The sequence below is a fragment of the Planococcus sp. SE5232 genome (assembly GCF_050686535.1).
GTDB lineage: Bacteria > Bacillota > Bacilli > Bacillales_A > Planococcaceae > Planococcus.
Genome location: NZ_JBOGCP010000001.1, coordinates 793,129 through 810,314, shown reverse-complemented (window position 1 = coordinate 810,314; position 17,186 = coordinate 793,129). Strand labels below are relative to the sequence as shown.

Annotated in this window: 21 protein-coding genes; 9 read left to right on the top strand and 12 right to left on the bottom strand. The window is 47.9% G+C overall.

The genetic code is table 11. The annotated features are described in order from the left end of the window. Positions 1-33: 33 nt before the first annotated feature. The 4 genes from ACRC6Q_RS03890 to ACRC6Q_RS03875 form a co-directional block, all read right to left on the bottom strand. The gene (locus tag ACRC6Q_RS03890) at positions 34-531 is read right to left on the bottom strand and encodes an antibiotic biosynthesis monooxygenase family protein (RefSeq protein ID WP_223640159.1); all 498 of its coding nucleotides are present in this window, start codon (positions 529-531) and stop codon (positions 34-36) included. Between the two features lie 566 nt (positions 532-1,097). Beyond that, complete coding sequence (speB, locus tag ACRC6Q_RS03885) at positions 1,098-1,970, bottom strand: agmatinase (protein ID WP_431465848.1); 873 nt, start codon at positions 1,968-1,970, stop codon at positions 1,098-1,100. A 3-nt stretch (positions 1,971-1,973) separates the two neighbouring features. Further along, a complete protein-coding gene (gene speE, locus ACRC6Q_RS03880; RefSeq protein ID WP_223640153.1) occupies positions 1,974-2,807 on the bottom strand; it encodes a spermidine synthase in 834 nt (277 codons plus the stop codon). Between the two features lie 431 nt (positions 2,808-3,238). Then, complete coding sequence (locus ACRC6Q_RS03875; RefSeq protein WP_223640150.1) at positions 3,239-3,757, bottom strand: YwhD family protein; 519 nt, start codon at positions 3,755-3,757, stop codon at positions 3,239-3,241. Between the two features lie 61 nt (positions 3,758-3,818). Between ACRC6Q_RS03875 and ACRC6Q_RS03870 the strand changes: the two genes are divergently transcribed. Then, positions 3,819-4,004 carry a 2-hydroxymuconate tautomerase gene (locus tag ACRC6Q_RS03870; RefSeq protein ID WP_038704761.1) on the top strand — a complete coding sequence of 62 codons (186 nt, stop codon included), beginning with the start codon at positions 3,819-3,821 and terminating at the stop codon, positions 4,002-4,004. Between the two features lie 186 nt (positions 4,005-4,190). Here the strand turns inward: ACRC6Q_RS03870 and ACRC6Q_RS03865 are convergent, their stop codons facing one another. Genes ACRC6Q_RS03865 through ACRC6Q_RS03855 form a run of 3 tightly spaced genes read right to left on the bottom strand, consistent with a single transcriptional unit; the run spans position 4,191 to position 6,866 of the window. Further along, complete coding sequence (locus tag ACRC6Q_RS03865; protein ID WP_223640147.1) at positions 4,191-4,685, bottom strand: YwgA family protein; 495 nt, start codon at positions 4,683-4,685, stop codon at positions 4,191-4,193. Beyond that, positions 4,686-5,990, bottom strand: coding sequence for an HD domain-containing protein (locus tag ACRC6Q_RS03860; protein WP_223640144.1), 1,305 nt, complete (start codon positions 5,988-5,990; stop codon positions 4,686-4,688). Positions 5,991-6,044: 54 nt separating this feature from the next. Continuing rightward, on the bottom strand, positions 6,045-6,866 hold the full coding sequence (locus ACRC6Q_RS03855; RefSeq protein WP_223640141.1) for a lipoate--protein ligase family protein: 822 nt from the start codon (positions 6,864-6,866) through the stop codon (positions 6,045-6,047). 175 nt (positions 6,867-7,041) lie between these two features. Here ACRC6Q_RS03855 and hemQ point away from each other — a divergent pair, with 175 nt between their 5' ends. Beyond that, complete coding sequence (gene hemQ / locus ACRC6Q_RS03850; RefSeq protein ID WP_223640138.1) at positions 7,042-7,791, top strand: hydrogen peroxide-dependent heme synthase; 750 nt, start codon at positions 7,042-7,044, stop codon at positions 7,789-7,791. A 325-nt stretch (positions 7,792-8,116) separates the two neighbouring features. On the opposite strand, the gene ACRC6Q_RS03845 is transcribed toward hemQ, so the two are convergent. The 4 genes from ACRC6Q_RS03845 to ACRC6Q_RS03830 are packed head-to-tail and all read right to left on the bottom strand — an operon-like array spanning position 8,117 to position 10,235. Then, complete coding sequence (locus ACRC6Q_RS03845; protein WP_223640135.1) at positions 8,117-8,494, bottom strand: DUF423 domain-containing protein; 378 nt, start codon at positions 8,492-8,494, stop codon at positions 8,117-8,119. A 20-nt stretch (positions 8,495-8,514) separates the two neighbouring features. Further along, complete coding sequence (locus ACRC6Q_RS03840; RefSeq protein WP_223640131.1) at positions 8,515-8,775, bottom strand: YwdI family protein; 261 nt, start codon at positions 8,773-8,775, stop codon at positions 8,515-8,517. A gap of 60 nt (positions 8,776-8,835) precedes the next feature. Beyond that, positions 8,836-9,510: a uracil-DNA glycosylase gene (locus ACRC6Q_RS03835; protein WP_223640128.1), complete on the bottom strand. Its 675-nt coding sequence runs from the start codon at positions 9,508-9,510 to the stop codon at positions 8,836-8,838. A 5-nt stretch (positions 9,511-9,515) separates the two neighbouring features. Then, positions 9,516-10,235: a DUF4230 domain-containing protein gene (locus ACRC6Q_RS03830; protein ID WP_223640125.1), complete on the bottom strand. Its 720-nt coding sequence runs from the start codon at positions 10,233-10,235 to the stop codon at positions 9,516-9,518. 70 nt (positions 10,236-10,305) lie between these two features. Between ACRC6Q_RS03830 and ACRC6Q_RS03825 the strand changes: the two genes are divergently transcribed. From ACRC6Q_RS03825 to ACRC6Q_RS03805, 5 genes are all read left to right on the top strand, one after another. Continuing rightward, on the top strand, positions 10,306-10,560 hold the full coding sequence (locus ACRC6Q_RS03825) for a hypothetical protein (protein ID WP_223640123.1): 255 nt from the start codon (positions 10,306-10,308) through the stop codon (positions 10,558-10,560). 60 nt (positions 10,561-10,620) lie between these two features. Next, on the top strand, positions 10,621-11,454 hold the full coding sequence (pdxK, locus tag ACRC6Q_RS03820; RefSeq protein ID WP_223640120.1) for a pyridoxine/pyridoxal/pyridoxamine kinase: 834 nt from the start codon (positions 10,621-10,623) through the stop codon (positions 11,452-11,454). A gap of 162 nt (positions 11,455-11,616) precedes the next feature. Then, positions 11,617-11,967 (top strand): YojF family protein, encoded by a 351-nt coding sequence (locus tag ACRC6Q_RS03815; RefSeq protein WP_223640104.1) that lies wholly within the window; start codon positions 11,617-11,619, stop codon positions 11,965-11,967. A 14-nt stretch (positions 11,968-11,981) separates the two neighbouring features. Beyond that, the gene (bshB2, locus tag ACRC6Q_RS03810) at positions 11,982-12,671 is read left to right on the top strand and encodes a bacillithiol biosynthesis deacetylase BshB2 (RefSeq protein ID WP_223640101.1); all 690 of its coding nucleotides are present in this window, start codon (positions 11,982-11,984) and stop codon (positions 12,669-12,671) included. A gap of 156 nt (positions 12,672-12,827) precedes the next feature. Beyond that, positions 12,828-14,180 carry a YjiH family protein gene (locus tag ACRC6Q_RS03805; RefSeq protein ID WP_223640098.1) on the top strand — a complete coding sequence of 451 codons (1,353 nt, stop codon included), beginning with the start codon at positions 12,828-12,830 and terminating at the stop codon, positions 14,178-14,180. Positions 14,181-14,251: 71 nt separating this feature from the next. Here the strand turns inward: ACRC6Q_RS03805 and ACRC6Q_RS03800 are convergent, their stop codons facing one another. Beyond that, positions 14,252-15,196 (bottom strand): L-threonine 3-dehydrogenase, encoded by a 945-nt coding sequence (locus tag ACRC6Q_RS03800; protein ID WP_223640082.1) that lies wholly within the window; start codon positions 15,194-15,196, stop codon positions 14,252-14,254. A gap of 446 nt (positions 15,197-15,642) precedes the next feature. Here ACRC6Q_RS03800 and ACRC6Q_RS03795 point away from each other — a divergent pair, with 446 nt between their 5' ends. Together ACRC6Q_RS03795 and ACRC6Q_RS03790 are read left to right on the top strand one after the other, a co-directional pair. Continuing rightward, positions 15,643-16,467 (top strand): amino acid ABC transporter substrate-binding protein, encoded by an 825-nt coding sequence (locus tag ACRC6Q_RS03795; protein WP_223640080.1) that lies wholly within the window; start codon positions 15,643-15,645, stop codon positions 16,465-16,467. After that, entirely contained in the window at positions 16,454-17,155 is a 702-nt protein-coding gene (locus ACRC6Q_RS03790; RefSeq protein ID WP_203339677.1) for an amino acid ABC transporter permease, read from the top strand. The genes ACRC6Q_RS03795 and ACRC6Q_RS03790 overlap by 14 nt, the downstream gene beginning before the upstream one ends. Positions 17,156-17,186: the final 31 nt, after the last annotated feature.

Below are 17,186 nucleotides of genomic sequence, written 5' to 3'. Positions count from 1 at the left end.
CTTTAATCCTATTCCATTGCAGAGCATAGCTGGTTACCTTGTATAGGTTGTAACAAAAGAAGGGCGCGGGAAAATATTCGGGCGTTTGTCGATGCCTTCCGCCGTGCCACGTTTTGCATGTGCATGGCCGTATGCCTGTGATTCCTGCCAGTCTTTGAATGATTGCTCGTCTTTCCAAATCGTCAGAATCGCATAGGTATCCGAATTCAGCGGACGCAATACGCGAATTGCTGCAAAGCCGGGTTCCTTTTCAACCATTCCTGCCCGATTTTGGAAGCGTGATTCAAACAGCTCACGGCCTTCCTCCGTCACCGGAATATTATTGAATACGGCGTAGTAACCGTCATTGATATCTCCCACTGCATTCAGTACTCCATAAGCTTCTGCCCCCTGCAATCCTGGGCCGCCTTCTGTTTCATAAAGCAGAACCGCTTCGTCGCCGTTCACCAAGTAAATCAGCCGTGCATTTGCCAAGTTCGCCATCAACGTCACCGCCTGATCGCGATGGCCCGTCCATTTATACAGTTCCATTGTCAGCACCTCTTCCAGATAATTAGTCTCTATTATCTTAACGGTTTTAAATCAAAGATTCTATTTTGGAGGGCTTCGACCGGTTTTGTGGTTCTCCCAGCATTCCGTCTGACTTACGGCTTCTGTACTTTAACATGAAATTGAAAAAGCCGATCTGGGAAATTCCAGACCGGCTTGGTTTTTTGTCATTCAAATCCAGATGTTCGCTTGCGCTTGTCACGGCTAGACGGCTGCCTTCGCTTTTCTTTGTTGTCCAGACTCCAACGGCCAACTCCTCGGGTCATAAGCCACTCTGGCTATGCGGCAAAGGACGCCGCTTCGTCAGATCGTCTAAACCTTATTGCTCCTGCAGCACTTTGTGCTTCGTCGCAAAGAGGTGGCTCAAACTACCTTTGAGCCACCTCTTGCCTGTCGGAGCTGAACGGCCGTTTCCGCTTTTCTTGTTGTCCAGACTCCGGCAGTCCAGCCCCTCGAGTCGCTTCAGCCTTTCCAGCAATGGCACAGAACGCCATTACCGGCAAGGCTTCCAGCGCTTGTCGCGGCTAGACGGCTGCCTTCGCTTTTCTCTACTCTACCCAACCCAAAATCATCTCACGCATCAGCTTGCTTGCTGTGTTTGCGGTTTGGTCGGAATGGTCGTAGACAGGTGCAAGTTCTACTAAGTCGAAGCCGACGACGTTGACGCCTGACGCTGCGATGGCATGTATAGAAGCCAGCAGTTCGCGCGACGTGATGCCGCCTGCGTCGACAGTGCCTGTTCCCGGTGCGTGTGCCGGGTCCAACACGTCCATATCGATCGTCACGTAGACGTTGCGCCCTTCGAGGGTCGGCAATACTTCTTTCAACGGCTCCAGCACTTCAAATTTCGAAATGTGCATGCCTTGCTCTTTGGCCCATTCGAATTCTTCTTTCATGCCCGAACGGATGCCGAATGAATAGACGTTCTTCGGTCCGATATGGTCCGCGATTTTACGGATCGGCGTCGAATGTGAATATTCTTCGCCTTCGTAGTTTTCACGAAGGTCGGTGTGTGCATCAAAATGGATGATCGCCAAGTCGTCGTATTTGCTGGCGACCGCTTTCATGACCGGCAATGACACTAAATGTTCGCCGCCCATGCCCATTGGGATTTTATTGTCAGCCAAAAGCGTGTGCACGTAAGTTTCGATTTCAATCAGACTTTTTTCCGGATTGCCGAACGGCAAGGGAATATCGCCTGCATCGAAAAACTTCACGTCCCCGAGTTCACGGTCGAGATACGGGCTGTATTCTTCCAGTCCGATGGACACTTCCCGGATTTTGTTCGGGCCGAAACGGGATCCCGGACGGTAGCTGACTGTCCAGTCCATCGGCATGCCGTAAAGGACGGCTTTTGACTCTTCGTAATTCGGATGGCTTTTGATGAATACTTTTCCTGAATAGGTTTCGTCAAATCTCATCGTTTACTCTCCTGTCAGATCTTTCACGAATTTAGGCAACACGAAAGCGGCGTTATGTAGCTCAGGAGTATAGTATTTTGTATCGATTTCATGGAAACGCTCAGCCGGAACTTCCAGCGGGTTGTATTTCTTCGAACCGATTGTGAATGCCCACAGACCGCTTGGGTAAGTCGGGATGTTCGCCAAATACAGCTTGGTGATCGGGAAGATTTCCTTCACATCGCTCTGTACCTGCTTGATCAGATCCGCTTTGAACCAAGGGTTGTCGGATTGCGCCACAAAGATGCCGTCTTCTTTCAAGGCTTTCGAAATGCCTGCATAGAAGCCTTTCGAGAACAGGTTCACTGCCGGTCCGACCGGTTCGGTTGAATCCACCATGATGACATCGAATTCGTTTTCAGATTCCGCGATGTGCATGAAACCGTCGCCGACAATCACTTCCACGCGTGAATCTTCCAAACCTGATGCAATGCTTGGCAGGAATTTTTTCGAGTACTCGATCACTTTTCCGTCAATGTCCACGAGCGTCGCTTTCTTGACAGACGGATGCTTCAGGATCTCTCGGATGACACCGCCATCACCGCCGCCGACAACCAGTACATTTTCCGGGTTCGGATGCGTGAACAATGGCACGTGTGCCACCATTTCATGGTAGACGAATTCGTCCTTTTCAGAGGTCATGACCATGCCATCCAAGAACAGCATATTGCCCCATTCTGCTGTTTCCGCCATTTCAAGGTATTGAAATTCCGTTTGCTCCGTATGAAGCGTCTTGTTGATTTTCATTGTAATCCCGAAATTCTCTGTCTGTTTTTCTGTATACCAAAATCCTGCCATCTATAATCAAACTCCTTTTCAATCTAAATCAAATCCACCTTAAAAAAGTATAAGTGTTTTCGGTGAAAGTGCAATATTTTTTTATACTCCTCTTTACCCGTTGAAAGTGGCGTTACACTCCAACTAAAAAGGTTTCCTGTACAGGGAATGTTTTTCCCTTCACAGAAAACCTTTTTAAAGCCTGATGGTGCAGAGAAAGAGACATGAGGCATTGGGCTTGGGTTTTAATCTCAATGGCTCATGGCACTTGCTCGCTACCAGGTGTCCTAGCTTTCTATTGAAAAGCTGTATTTCTAGTGTACTGCCTTTTATAGACAACTTCAACCATCCATTGGAAGCAAATAGAAATGTCACATTCTGTTCAAAAAACTGCATTTTTAATAGATATTCTGCTTTGACATTCTCATCTTTTATTGGCCAAGCTGTGTTCTTTACTTTCGGCCAAGGTCCTGATGAAGCTGTTCTGAGCTGCGCTGCCACATTTCGGGGTTATGGCTCTCCAAGTATTCAGCAAGCACTTTTTTCGATGGTTCATCCATTTGTTCAACAAGGATTTTGCGCTTCATCGACTTGTCCATGCGATTGACATGATCAGCCAGAATTTTATAACCACGCCGTTTCTCACGGTTGACCACCATTTCGCATGCTGCAACTCCCGCGTAATAAGGACCTTCCGGATTGTAATCGATGGTGATCCACACGAGCCAATAATCTTTGCCGCCGGCAGAATCTTCCGGGTTGGTGGTGAACTTGATGCCGCGCTCCACTTCACTGCGGGCATGCATAGCACCGATATCAATAAAAGCTTCCTGTTCTTCCACATCGATGAATAGTGGAGAAACGTTTTCCAGTGACAAGGAACCGATGCCGTAGCCTTTATGGCCGTCCGTCGGATCGTTCTTTATGATGGTGAAGCCTACTTTTTGTTTTGGTTTTTCTTCATTCGCCATTGTCTGAATCCTCCGTTCTGCTATGATGATAGTATTCTCAAGAAAAGGAGCTGTATCCATTATGCCATACGTAACTGTAAAAATGCTCGAAGGCCGCACAGAAGACCAAAAACGCGCACTAGTCGAGAAGGTATCCGAAGCTGTTTCTGAAACAACAGGCGCACCGATCGAAAATGTCACCGTCTTTATCGAGGACATGAAAAAAACCGATTACGGCACAAAAGGCAAACTGTTCAGCGATCAGTAAGAGGAGCGGAAATGGCCGTTCAGCTCTGAAAGGCATAAGGCAGACCGGCGAAGTGGCGCTCTTTGGCACACAGCCGGGTTGACTTATGACCCGAAGAGTTGGCCATTGCAGCTGGACACCAAAAGAAAATCAACCTCTATTACTCAAAAGCTCCCATAACGGGAGCTTTTTTCATTTCCAATTCTCTTAAGAGCGCAATCCTTCAATAAAAGCGAATGCTTCATCGATTTCCTCTGCCGTAAAGTTCAATTTCCCTTTGACGACATGCAGCTTGTCGATTTGTTCCTGACGATTCAAATTGTCGAAATACAGGAGAGTCGCGGTCAATTCCAGGAATCGCCCGCTTTTGGCATTCAGTTTCCCTGCAGTCGATGGATTATCCAAAACGGATTTGCCCAACACTTTGCGGAATTCCATGCCTTCTGCTGTAACGGTGTATTTATATTGAACGTACGAGCCTTTGTCCTCCAACGCTTCCGTCAAAAAACCCATATCGCATAATTCGTGTACACGGGCAGTCAATTCTTCCGAGTACGGCCCATAAATATGAAATTCGTATTTTTCCTGAAACGGCAGGTCCATCTTTTTCATTATGTAGATCATTTTCTGTAGTTTCTTGCGGCCGGTGACACCTTCCGCTGCGGCAATAAAGTCCACAATTTTTGCATGTTCCTGGAGCAACTAGAGCCCTCCTTCTCGAAGCATTTCCAAAATCTGCTGTTTGATGGCTGTTTTCTTGCCGTCGATCAATAGCTCAGCTGGAAAATACAATTTATAATCGGTTCTGCGCTTGCCTGAAATGGCATCTACAATCTGGGACAAGCGCGATAATTCCTTGATGTCGCCATTCGGCATCAACAAATGGATCGGCAGGCGCTCTTCTTCCTCTCCCGGACGATAGAAATCGTAGGGCAGGTCGGATGTCGAGTCGTCTATCAAATAATATTCCGGGTCGATGCCGGCAGAATGGAACAGCTGAGCCAACTCGCCAAGCTTTTTATAGTCCTTGCCCGGGTCAAAATCGACATACTGGAACAGGCGCCGGTTGACGAAGCGGTCGCACAGGTCTGATAGAATCGGATCGCGTTCGGTCATCCACAATTGGAAATAGGTCATCAGCACGCCTTCATCGAGCGCCAAATATTCTTTCAGCGTAAAGCTCCGGTCGAAAAATGCCAAAAAATGCGTCGGCGGCTGTTCGAATTTATAGCCGCTTTCACTCAATTCCTTCGCGCGCTGCAGAATCTTGCGCAAAATCACTTCTGCACTGCGGGCAACCGGATGGAAATAGACTTGCCAGTACATCTGGTACCGGCTCATGATGTAATCTTCGACAGCGTGCATGCCGCTCGACTTGATGACCACCTGGTCATCCAGCGGACGCATGACGCGGAGAATCCGTTCCATATCAAAATGTCCGTAGGAAACCCCTGTATAATACGCATCCCGCTGGAGATAATCCATGCGGTCTGCATCGATCTGGCTGGAAATCAATGAAACGACTTGTTTATTCGAATACGTTTTGGCAATGACTTCCGCAACTTTTTTTGGAAATTCAGCGGACACCTTCAACAGGATTTCATTGACCTCGGTATCCCCAAGCAGGATTTCCCGCGTGAATTCCTCATGGTCGACAGAAAAGACTTTTTCAAATGAATGCGAAAACGGGCCATGGCCCAAGTCATGGAGAAGCGCCGCACACAAAACCACCAAGCGTTCGCTTTCATCCCATTCTGGACGGCCGTGGAAAATATCATCCGAAATCCGGCGGACAATTTCGTAAACGCCCAGCGAGTGGTTGAAACGGCTGTGTTCCGCGCCGTGGAATACTAAATACGAGGTGCCCAATTGCTTGATCCTGCGCAAACGCTGAACTTCACGCGAATTGATCAGATCCCAAATCACTTGGTCGCGCACGTGGATATATCGGTGAACCGGATCTTTGAAGACTTTTTCCTCAGCTAACTTTTGCGTTGCGTAGCTCACTTGCGCACCTCCAGATTTTTCATGTACCAGCTATTCTACACCAGCGCCTCTCTTCTATTCAAGAGGGCGTTCCAGCATTTTGCTATTGCGTTCGACAACGCGTTTCAAATAAAAACCGTACAGTTCCGTCTCATCCTGCTGCAGGGGCATCGGTGCGGGTTCTCCCATTAAAGCATGGAGGTCCAGCACCACTTCCTGAACGGTAATGTTTCTTTCCAGCAGCTCACTGAGCGATGCCATCGTCTCCGGTTTTATTTCCGGGTAAGTGAATTTCGTTTCTTCTCCCTGCAGTCCCGCTTCGTAAAAATCGCGGATGACTTCTGCGCGTTCTGAACCGCTGCCTTCAACGCACAGGTAAACTTGTACGGCAATTCCGCGGCGAATCCGGCGCTGCGAGATGCCGGCGAACTTCCGGCCGCCAATGCTCAGGTCATAGGACCCCGGACAGTACGAGCCGACGATTTCGTAGGCATCGATTGTGGCTTCCGGAAACAGCTCACGCACCAAGTCAAGCATCAATTCGTACCCTGCTGGAATGTCGATGGCGTTGTCCTTTTCCGACAGAACGAGCGAAATGTTCAGGACACCAGCGTCCAGCACAACCGCGAGCCCGCCTGAATTGCGGATAATCGGGGAAAACCCACGTGCTCTCAAAGCGTCCATCCCTTCATCAATGTGCGGCAGCCGGTGATCCTGGATGCCCAATACTACAGTATCGTCGTGCACCCATGTGCGGACGGTCGGGGCGCTTTTTCCCGATCCAACCAATTCACATAAAGTGTCATCCGCTGCGAACGACTCGAGTGCAGAGCGGTTTTTGGCGCTGAGGGACTGGTCCCAAAAACGCCAGGCTGTTTCTTCAAAAAATAACGGCATGCTTCCTTCTCCTCTTTCTGCAATTGCTTGTCTTCAGTTTACCCTTTTCGGCTGTTGCTGAAAACCCGTGCGCGTCATGTCAAATTGGTGACAGCCATTAGTTTTAAAGGAAGTTGATGAGGGGTTGTGATAAACTGAGTGGTGAGAGATTTACATTAAAAGGAGTGTTTGAGTAATGAATGAAGCAGCGATTACATTAGACGGCTGGTACGTCCTGCACGATTTCCGGTCGATGGATTGGGTAACGTGGAAAATGCTGACGGAAGAAGAGCGCCAATTCGCGATCGACGAATTCCAGGCATTTATGGACAAAATCAACCAAGCCGATGAAAATAAAACCGGCGCACATGCTTTGTATTCAATTGTTGGCCAAAAAGCTGACTTGATGCTGATGATGCTGCGTGAAACAATGGACGAATTGAACGAACTTGAAACGGAATACAATAAGCTGACATTGATCGCTTATACAGTTCCTACCTATTCATACGTTTCAGTTGTCGAGCTTTCCAACTACCTGGCTGGAAAATCCGACGAAGATCCTTACCAGAATGCACATGTCCGTGCGCGTCTGTACCCAGAACTTCAGCGTTCACAGTACATCTGCTTCTACCCGATGGACAAACGCCGCGATGGTGACGACAACTGGTACATGCTTCCAATGGATACACGCAAAGAATTGATGCTGTCACACGGCAAAATCGGCCGCAGCTATGCCGGCAAAGTAAAACAGATCATCTCTGGATCTGTCGGCTTTGACGACTACGAGTGGGGCGTTACTTTGTTCGCAGACGACGTTCTTCAATTCAAGAAACTGATCTACGAGATGCGTTTTGACGAAGTCAGCGCGCGTTACGCAGAATTCGGTTCATTCTATGTCGGTACAAGACTAGATGCCGAAAGAACCGTTAAATTTTTAGAAGTTTAATGAACGCATGCTGAAAGCCGCCTTTTGGGCGGCTTTTTTTGTTTGATTTGTATGCGACCGCACTTCGAATGGCTGCGACCGCACCTTGAGGAGTGATTTCCGCACCTCAAGCGGGTGTAACCGCACCTCGCCGACCCATTTCCGCACCTCAAACGTCCTAGACCGCACCTCGACGCGAAATCAGCGGCAGTTTCATACGCCGAATTCCCAATTAATTGGATATACAGTCCGACTTGAGCAATATACAGTCCATTCGACCACAAATACTGTCCGCGACCTAAAAAAAAGGGCAATCCGCATAAAACAGATTGCCCTTCCCCTATTCTTACAACGCTTTTACTGCAGCAATGATGACCATTACCCAGGCGGCGATAAAAGCGACGCCGCCGATTGGCGTGATGGCACCGAGAATGCTGATGCCCGTTAAACTCAGGACATATAAACTCCCTGAAAAAATGACGATACCAGCAAGCATCAAATAGCCAGCCCAGTTCAATGATCCGAGTGGCCCAAGCAGAGACGAGCTCATGAGGATCGCGATGACCATCAAGCCGACTGCATGGAACATCTGATATTGTACGGCCGTTTGCCATGTATCCAAATATTTATCTGCAACACGCCCTTCCAGCAGATGTGCGCCAAACGCGCCAAATGCGACAGACAGAAGAGCGTTAACCGCTCCGGCAATCAAGAAAAACTTCATATTCCATTTCCTCTTTCCCTTTAAAATTCAAACAGCGAATCGCCGTTCGCGTCTTCTTCTTTCAGCTTATTGACGGCAGATACCGTCTGCGGCTGAGGGGAAGCAAGCGGCACGGCGCGCGGTGTTTCCTTGTCGACAGCCGGTTGATCGTCCTCCAGCAGCAGGTCGCATAATGCACGGATGGCCGCGACAGATTCACGCACCTTCGCCGGATGGCCGCCTCGCGCACGCGTCGTGTGCTTGTCGATTTCATTTAAAATACGCATGGTATCGATGGCCATGTTACAGCCCCCTCTCCTTTTTTGGATTACTTCCAGTTTACCACGACGCTCTGCTGCAGGTCAGTCCAAACAGAAATCGATGGGCGTTTGGCCGCGGCTTTGTAACAGACTGTTCACTTTTGAATACGGCCGGCTGCCGAAAAAACCGCGGCTCGCACTGAGCGGACTTGGATGAGGCGCTTCGAGAACCTCATGCTTTCCGAGGTCGATGAGCCGCTTCTTCGTTTGGGCAGGTTTTCCCCACAACACAAAAATAATCGGCTCTTCGCGCTCGGACAATTTGCGGATGACTTCATCCGTAAACGTTTCCCAGCCTTTATTGCGATGCGAATTCGCTTCTCCGGCTCTGACCGTCAGGACGGTGTTCATCATCAGGACGCCCTGGTCGGCCCATTTCGTCAACGTGCCGTCTTTCGGCTTGTCGCAGCCGATATCCTCCTTCAATTCCTTGAACATATTGCGCAGGCTCGGCGGATGCGGCACTCCCGGCTGTACGGAAAAACTTAGGCCATGCGCCTGGTTTGGGCCATGATACGGATCCTGCCCCAAAATCACGACTTTGATATCCTGATACGCCGTGTGTTCAAAAGCCGACCAAATATTTTCTTTTGCAGGATAGATTGTTTTATTGGCGTATTCTTCTTTTAAAAACTCGCGCAGCTCCAAATAATACGGTTTATCGAATTCTTCGCCCACGACGTCCTGCCAATCGTTGTTGAAAATCTGTTTGCCCATATCCATCACTCCTCGAACTCTACTGTGACATCATAATCGACCAAGCCGAACATCTCCTGGACCGAACGCGCTGCATTAGCCTCTGCCGTCTGCAGCACGCCCTGGCCTTCCGTCTCCACCAACATCAGGTTCTTGGCCTCTTCCGCCAGTTCGTAGGCCTCAGAAAAGTCCGTTCCGCTGCGAAACAGCCCTTCATACGAATAAACCTCCACCTGGTCCATGAACAGTTCCGGTCCTCCCAGAAACTCTGCCGGCGGCAACGTCAATGTTGCGGTCTGGGCTTCTTCGTCAAGAATGATATCGTCTTCGGATACTTTGGAGAAATCAATGCCGGCGCGGACCGATCCCGGTATGACGACCAGCAGTTGCCGTTTCGTTCCCGGCAGGTCCAAGCCGATTTCCTGCCCGAATACTGCATTATCTTCGCGTTCAATGATGACTTTCGAAAAAGCTTCTGCTGTGGACAGCTCGTTCAATTCCTGGATCTGTTCCAGAAAGGCACCTTTGCTTTCAGTCGCTGTGCTGCCTTTGATCATCCAAAAAGTGCCCAATGGAAGAGCCACAAGCAGCAACAGCAAAACCGCTATCAGCACCAGAAACGTATTGCGCCAGACACTCATCATCAATTTGGTGCTTTTCCAAAAGCCTGATTCTTTCGTCGTTCCCTGCTCTTTCATTTCTGCCAATAACCGTTCGATTTCCGTCATTTTCGGATCTTTCGCCAATAAAACCCCTACTTTCTTATATTCTCTTCATCTCTGCTTCATGGTACGCTTATCTAAAGGAGCGATCAGCATGGCCGATTGGCGCGAAAAAATAACCAGTGTTTCAAAAACTAAAGGAGCGACTGCTCCAGAAGGCGCAAAACGGGCCGGATTGGGCTGTCTCGGCCTGATAATAGTAGCTGTTTCCATTCTAACATTACTCATTACGATTGGTCTTTTCAAAAGCGGCTTTGCATTAATGGGGATTTTCACCACTGTATTTCTGCTTATCTGCCTCGCGACTGCAGCTCTTCTGCTGGTACCGAATAAGCGCAATCCGTTGTAAATGTTCGAATTTTTGTTAAAATGAGAGCAATGACATAATCCACTTAAAGGAGATTTACGCATGACACTCAAAAAAACCTTAACCATCGCCGGTTCTGACACTTCCGGCGGAGCAGGCATACAAGCAGACCTTAAAACTTTCCAGGAACATGGAACATATGGCATGAATGCATTGACTGTCATCGTCACCATGGATCCTGAAAACGGCTGGAGCCACGGCATCCATCCGATTGCGTTGGATACGCTCGATGCCCAGTTGACAACAGCGTTCTCTACTGGCGTTGACGCCTTGAAGACCGGCATGCTGCCGACTGTCGATATTATCGAAATGGCTGGAAAAGCGATTGCTGATTCTGGCATCACAGACGTGGTCATCGATCCGGTAATGGCGTGCAAAGGCGAAGACGAAGTTTTATTTCCTGAAAACGTTGACGCCATGATCAAGTATTTACTGCCGAACGCTAAAGTCGTTACGCCGAATCTGGTGGAAGCTGGTCAATTATCAGGCGAAGGCACCTTGCAAACAGTGGAGGACATGCAGACAGCTGCTGAAAAGATCCACGCGCACGGCGCTGAGTTTGTTGTCATCAAAGGCGGCAAGCAATTGAAGCACGAAAAGGCGGCAGATTTGCTGTTCGATGGCAAAACGCATTATTTGCTGACATCCGAAAAAACGGATACCACATACAACCACGGCGCAGGCTGCACATTCGCAGCAGCGATTACGGCGAACCTGGCAAACGGCCAGTCGGTTAAAGACGCTGTCCTCAACGCCAAAATTTTTGTCGCAACAGCGATCCAGCACGGCTGGAAGCTGAATGAATACGTCGGCCCTGTCATGCACGGTGCCGCATCGAAATTCACAAAACCTGAAGTTGAAGTAACTGAATTATAAAATGTTCCAGTCCAGACCGCCCCGGAAGATCATGAAAATGATTTTCCGGGGCGGTCTTTTTTGTTTAAATGAAAATGACTGAACCGACACAAAGCATCCTAATCGCATTCTTCCCCACATTTCCCTATACTGAAAGAATACCGATTCAATAGGAGGAACATCATGGAACTAGTCGAAGTAAAAAAACTACAGGTTGAACTGGATGCTTTTGCAGGCAGAGATGTCTACCTTCATTTGGAAACGACGAACGGCTCGTATGCCACCCATTTCAATGAAGGCTTTTTCAATGCTGGTGCATTTATCCGAAACGTCGTCATCAATTACGAACTCGGAAAAGTGGTTGGGGACAGCCCCCATCGTGTCGGACTGAAATTGCCGCATGGCTGGGTCTACGCGCAAGGCATTACACATTATGAATTGGACGAACAAGGCCGCCTGCTCCTTGCAGGACACGACGGCTCTGGAAAATTGGCGGTCGCGCTGCAAATCAGCGAAACACCGTTCAGTTATTAAGGGAGGAACTTACGATGACAATTCCACAAGAACGACATGTCCTGGTCGTCTTCCCTCACCCGGATGATGAAGCATTCGGCGTGTCCGGAACGATCACGACACATATCCAGCAAGGCACCCCGGTTACATACGCGTGTCTGACACTTGGCGAAATGGGCCGCAACTTGGGCAACCCGCCATTTGCCACAAGAGAATCATTACCGATCATCCGCAAAAAGGAGCTTCAGGCTTCTGCAGATGCAATGGGATTGACCGACCTTCGGATGATGGGGCTGCGCGATAAAACCATTGAATTCGAAGATGACGAGAAGATGGTCGGCTTGATGACGGACCTGATCGAAGAGCTGAACCCTTCGAAGATCATCACCTTCTACCCTGATTTCGCTGTCCATCCGGACCATGAAGCGACTGCCCGTGCCGTTGTGCGTGCCGTTCGCCGGATGAAGGATCGTCCGACATTGCATGGCGTCGCGTTTGCGAACAATACAGTGGAAATGCTTGGTCAACCCGATGTCATCTACGATATCCAGGAAGTCCGCGACCAAAAAATGAATTCCATGAAAGCCCATATTTCTCAAACGGCCTGGATGCTTGAGGAGATGGAACATAAACTTCAACAGGGCGATAAAGAGACAGAAAACTGGTTGACGAAAGAACGTTTCTACAATTATCGTTGGCACGAAGATTTTGAAAAATCCTTTTAAAAATATACCCCTCAACTTTTTCTCTGTTGGGGGGTATTTTTTATGGACATTTTCAGATAATATAAACATTGGCTGTTAAGCGTTTTCATGGGGAAAAACGCTGTATAATCAGTTAGTATCATGTGTATTCATACACTCAGAAAAGGGGAATTAGTTGTGAAAAAGTTTTCTGCTTCAACTTGGTTATTGTTCTTGATTCCTTCTTTACTTGGAATCCTGCTGTTTTTAATACCGATTCCAACCGAAGATGGCTGGATGGTAACAATTGCTGTGCTTGCCAATTTGTTGGCCGGATCTATTGAATCCATTGTACCGTGGATAATGATGGTCATTTTAATCGTGGCCGCTTTAGGTTCATTGTTCTTCATCACAAAGAAAGTCAACGAGAAAGAATCCGTTTCATTTGTCGATAAGCTTTTCAATGTCAATCTCTTCTGGACCATCGTCCGGATCCTGGGAGCTGCATTTGCAATTATGGTGCTTTTCCAAGTCGGTCCTGAACCGATCTGGAACGAAAATACCGGCGGACTTCTTCTGGCTGGAGACGGTTTACTGTCATTCCTTTTCACCATTTTCCTCTTTGCCGGATTATTCCTTCCCCTCTTGATGAACTTTGGCTTGCTTGAGTTTTTCGGAACCATGATGGTGAAAATCATGCGTCCGCTTTTCCGTTTGCCTGGCCGTTCTTCCATTGACGCCTTGGCTTCATGGGTCGGAGATGGCACCATCGGGGTTCTACTGACAAGCAAACAATATGAAGCAAATAAATACACGCAACGTGAAGCAGCAATCATCGGAACCACCTTCTCGGTCGTTTCCATCACATTTGCGATTGTGGTCATTCAGGAGATTGGTCTTGGCAGCTACTTCCTGCCTTACTACGCTACTGTCATTCTAGCGGGTATCATCTTGGCGCTGATCATGCCGCGCATTTATCCACTTTCGAAAAAACCGACTACATTCATGGACGGTTCGCCACAGGAGTCTCAAACTGAGGATGTTCCAGAAGGCTATAACGTCGCTTCCCACGGCATTGAAAACGCCTTGACGAAAGCCGATGATAATCGCTCTATCAGTAAATTTTTCCGAGACGGCTTCAAAAACGTGTTGGATATGTGGATTGGGGTCGCGCCGGTTGTTATGGCTTTCGGTACGGTCGCATTGATCTTGGCTGAATATACTCCTATATTTACGATTCTGGGTACGCCATTTGAACCGTACTTACGATTGCTCGGCGTTCCGGAAGCAGCAGAAGCTGCACAATTGATGGTCGTCGGTTTTGCCGATATGTTCCTGCCAGCTATTCTTGGCGCAGACATCGAGTCTGAAATGACACGTTTTGTTGTCGCCACTATGTCTGTAACCCAACTAATTTACATGTCCGAAGTCGGTGGATTGTTGTTGGGTTCCAAAATACCCGTCAACATCTTTGACCTAATCGTCATTTTCCTGCTTCGTACAATCATTGCTTTGCCGATTGTTGTCGGTGTCGCACATTTGTTATTTTAATCAAACCAAAAACGCCATCCGCATGCCGCGGATGGCGTTTTTATCATTTCGGCTTTTTTAATGGGATTCACTCAAACGGGTTGAAGCTTTTTTTTTAATTTTTCCAGCATATCGAAAGTCATCGCGTCCAGATCGTAAGAAGCTTTAAAGCCCCATTCTGATTTCGCTGCCGATGCATCAATATTATCTGGCCAGCTGTCTGCAATTTCCTGTCTTGCCGGGTCAACAGCATAGGACATCTTGAAGTCCGGAATATGCTTGCGGATCGATGCTGCAATCTGTTCCGGCTCAAAGCTCATCGCCGTCACGTTGAAAGCATTGCGGTGAATCAATTTGGCGGGATCTGCTTCCATCAAGTCGACGATGGCCTGCAGTGCATCCGGCATATACATCATATCCATGTAAGTGCCTTCTGCAATATAAGAGGTGTAACTGCCTTGCTCAATTGCTTTGTAATAGATGTCGACAGCGTAATCGGTCGTGCCTCCGCCCGGTTGTGCAACGTTTGAAACCAGCCCCGGGAAACGTACGCCGCGAGTATCAACGCCGAATTTTGTATAGTAATAATCACATAGCAACTCGCCGGCTACTTTGTTGACCCCATACATGGTGGTCGGGCGCTGCAATGTGTCCTGCGGTGTGTTCTTTTTAGGTGTTGATGGACCGAATGCGCCAATGGAACTGGGTGTAAAAAATTGCATGCCAAGCTCACGAGATGCTTCGAGCGCATTTACAAGGCCGCCCATGTTCAGGTTCCAGGCAAGCAGCGGTTTTTCTTCAGCAGTCGCTGACAGCAAAGCCGCCATGTGGACCATTGTATCCGCTCCAAAATCCTTTGCCAAATCGTGCATTCTCTGTGCGTCTGTCACATCCAAAATTTCAAAAGGACCGGATTGATCGGCAGTTTGGCGGATATCCGTCGCCAATACATTGTCATTGCCATAGATGCTGCGCATTTTCCCCACAAGCTCCGACCCAATCTGTCCTAAAGCACCTGTAATCATAATTCGTTCCATTTTCAACACTCCTTTTCTCCAAAACATTTGTCCTGTGTGAAAACACAAAAAATAGCTTATAAACCTTGTTAATTTAACCTTTAATATTTAGTTATTATAATGTGTTCTCTTTAAAAACACAAATGATTTCTAAAAAAAGATTACCGTCAATTGATCTCCAACTAGCAAAACGTTCTCTATCAGTGCATAACCGCTGAATCATCGAACTTCAGAAAATCTGTCTTTTTGCGTTCGCTTCATTTGAGACTGCAGGGTAGGCGTGCTATAATAAATCAGCTTTAGGATTACTTGTAGATTTCGCATCAATTTTCCTTTTTTTAAACTTTAAACCTACTAATCCGGTTGGTCATTATGTCTTTATGAACTATATTTACAGTAGGTTTAAAATACGGATGCGGCATTCGGGTAAGGAAATCCAAAAAATACAAAAGAATAGAGGAGAGTTTATGAAGAAATTTAGTTTGGCGTTTTTATTGTTGGTGGCAATGCTGGTTTTGGCTGCATGCGGAGGGTCACCGGAAGAAGATCCAACGACAGATGATGCAGTAGGAGACGAAAGCTCAGAGCAAGATCTATTGGCTAAGGTCCAGGAAGAAGGAACATTGGTTATCGGAACGGAAGGAACCTACCCTCCTTTCACTTTCCATGATGCTTCGGGTGACTTGACTGGATTTGATGTGGAAATAGCTCGTGAAGTGGCAGATCGCCTTGGCGTTGAAGCTGAATTCCTTGAAACGCAATGGGATGCCATGTTTGCAGGATTGGATGCCGGCCGTTTTGATATGGTAGCGAACCAAGTCGGGATCAATCCGGAACGTCAGGAAAGCTATGAGTTTTCAGACCCGTACATCACCTCTACTGCCGTATTGGTGGTTGCAGAAGACAACACGGATATCCAGAGCTTTGAAGACTTGGAAGGCAAATTGTCTGCGCAGTCACTGACCAGCAATTATGCTGAAACCGCAACTTCATTCGGCGCAGAACTTGAAGGCGTCGAAGGATTTAACCAAGCAATCGAATTATTGAATTCGGGCCGTGTTGATGCGACTGTCAATGATAATTTGACCGTTTTGGATTTCCTGAAACAGCGTCCGGATGCACAAGTGAAAGTTGTCGATGAGTCTGAAGATGCTGCTCAAAGTGGATTATTGTTCAGACAGGACAGCGGCGCAATCGTCGATGAAGTCAACCAGGCATTGGCCGATATGATCGAAGACGGCACCTACGATGAAATTTCAGAAAAATGGTTTGGTGAAAATGTACTTGAATAGTATTTTCTCCGATCCTGTCAGAATGGAACGGCTTGTGGACATTGCGCAATCCTCATTCCTTCCATTAATCGAGGCAACTCTTCAATTCACCTTGCCTCTATCGATCATATCCTTTATTTTCGGATTGGTACTGGCGATTTTGACAGCTTTGGCGCGAATTTCTACGGTTAAAATTTTCCAGATCATTGCCCGCGTCTATGTTTCCATCATTCGGGGTACACCGCTGCTGGTCCAATTGTTCATCCTGTTTTACGGATTGCCGACACTCGGTATCACGATTGATCCATTTCCAGCGGCAGTGATCGGTTTCTCCTTGAACGTCGGAGCTTATGCTTCCGAAGTGATCCGGGCAGCCATCTTGTCGATTCCCAAAGGTCAATGGGAGGCAGCCGATACCATCGGCATGTCTTACACACAATCCCTGCGACGCGTCATTTTACCGCAGGCATCACGCGTTTCGTTGCCTCCCTTGTCGAATACATTCATCAGTCTGATTAAAGATACATCGCTGGCATCGCTTATTCTGGTTACCGAGATGTTCAGGGTCGCCCAGCAAATCGCTGCGACCAATTACGAGTTCCTGCTGCTTTACGGGCAGGCGGCATTGCTTTACTGGGTCATCTGCTTTGCCTTGTCTCTGGTTCAAGGAAGACTCGAACACCGCTTTGACCGGTACGTTTCCAGATAATAAAAGCAGTTCACTTATTGCAGTAAGGAGT

What these genes read in the sequence shown, in the direction of transcription:
- speB (WP_431465848.1), bottom strand. Translation starts at nt 1,970, where the DNA reads ATGAGATTTGACGAAACCTATTCAGGAAAAGTATTCATCAAAAGCCAT.
- ACRC6Q_RS03815 (WP_223640104.1), top strand. Translation starts at nt 11,617, where the DNA reads ATGGAACTAGTCGAAGTAAAAAAACTACAGGTTGAACTGGATGCTTTT.
- pdxK (WP_223640120.1), top strand. Translation starts at nt 10,621, where the DNA reads ATGACACTCAAAAAAACCTTAACCATCGCCGGTTCTGACACTTCCGGC.
- ACRC6Q_RS03800 (WP_223640082.1), bottom strand. Translation starts at nt 15,196, where the DNA reads ATGGAACGAATTATGATTACAGGTGCTTTAGGACAGATTGGGTCGGAG.
- ACRC6Q_RS03790 (WP_203339677.1), top strand. Translation starts at nt 16,454, where the DNA reads ATGTACTTGAATAGTATTTTCTCCGATCCTGTCAGAATGGAACGGCTT.
- ACRC6Q_RS03825 (WP_223640123.1), top strand. Translation starts at nt 10,306, where the DNA reads ATGGCCGATTGGCGCGAAAAAATAACCAGTGTTTCAAAAACTAAAGGA.
- ACRC6Q_RS03890 (WP_223640159.1), bottom strand. Translation starts at nt 531, where the DNA reads ATGGAACTGTATAAATGGACGGGCCATCGCGATCAGGCGGTGACGTTG.
- hemQ (WP_223640138.1), top strand. Translation starts at nt 7,042, where the DNA reads ATGAATGAAGCAGCGATTACATTAGACGGCTGGTACGTCCTGCACGAT.
- ACRC6Q_RS03855 (WP_223640141.1), bottom strand. Translation starts at nt 6,866, where the DNA reads ATGCCGTTATTTTTTGAAGAAACAGCCTGGCGTTTTTGGGACCAGTCC.
- ACRC6Q_RS03845 (WP_223640135.1), bottom strand. Translation starts at nt 8,494, where the DNA reads ATGAAGTTTTTCTTGATTGCCGGAGCGGTTAACGCTCTTCTGTCTGTC.
- ACRC6Q_RS03870 (WP_038704761.1), top strand. Translation starts at nt 3,819, where the DNA reads ATGCCATACGTAACTGTAAAAATGCTCGAAGGCCGCACAGAAGACCAA.
- ACRC6Q_RS03835 (WP_223640128.1), bottom strand. Translation starts at nt 9,510, where the DNA reads ATGGGCAAACAGATTTTCAACAACGATTGGCAGGACGTCGTGGGCGAA.
- ACRC6Q_RS03795 (WP_223640080.1), top strand. Translation starts at nt 15,643, where the DNA reads ATGAAGAAATTTAGTTTGGCGTTTTTATTGTTGGTGGCAATGCTGGTT.
- ACRC6Q_RS03875 (WP_223640150.1), bottom strand. Translation starts at nt 3,757, where the DNA reads ATGGCGAATGAAGAAAAACCAAAACAAAAAGTAGGCTTCACCATCATA.
- speE (WP_223640153.1), bottom strand. Translation starts at nt 2,807, where the DNA reads ATGGCAGGATTTTGGTATACAGAAAAACAGACAGAGAATTTCGGGATT.
- bshB2 (WP_223640101.1), top strand. Translation starts at nt 11,982, where the DNA reads ATGACAATTCCACAAGAACGACATGTCCTGGTCGTCTTCCCTCACCCG.
- ACRC6Q_RS03840 (WP_223640131.1), bottom strand. Translation starts at nt 8,775, where the DNA reads ATGGCCATCGATACCATGCGTATTTTAAATGAAATCGACAAGCACACG.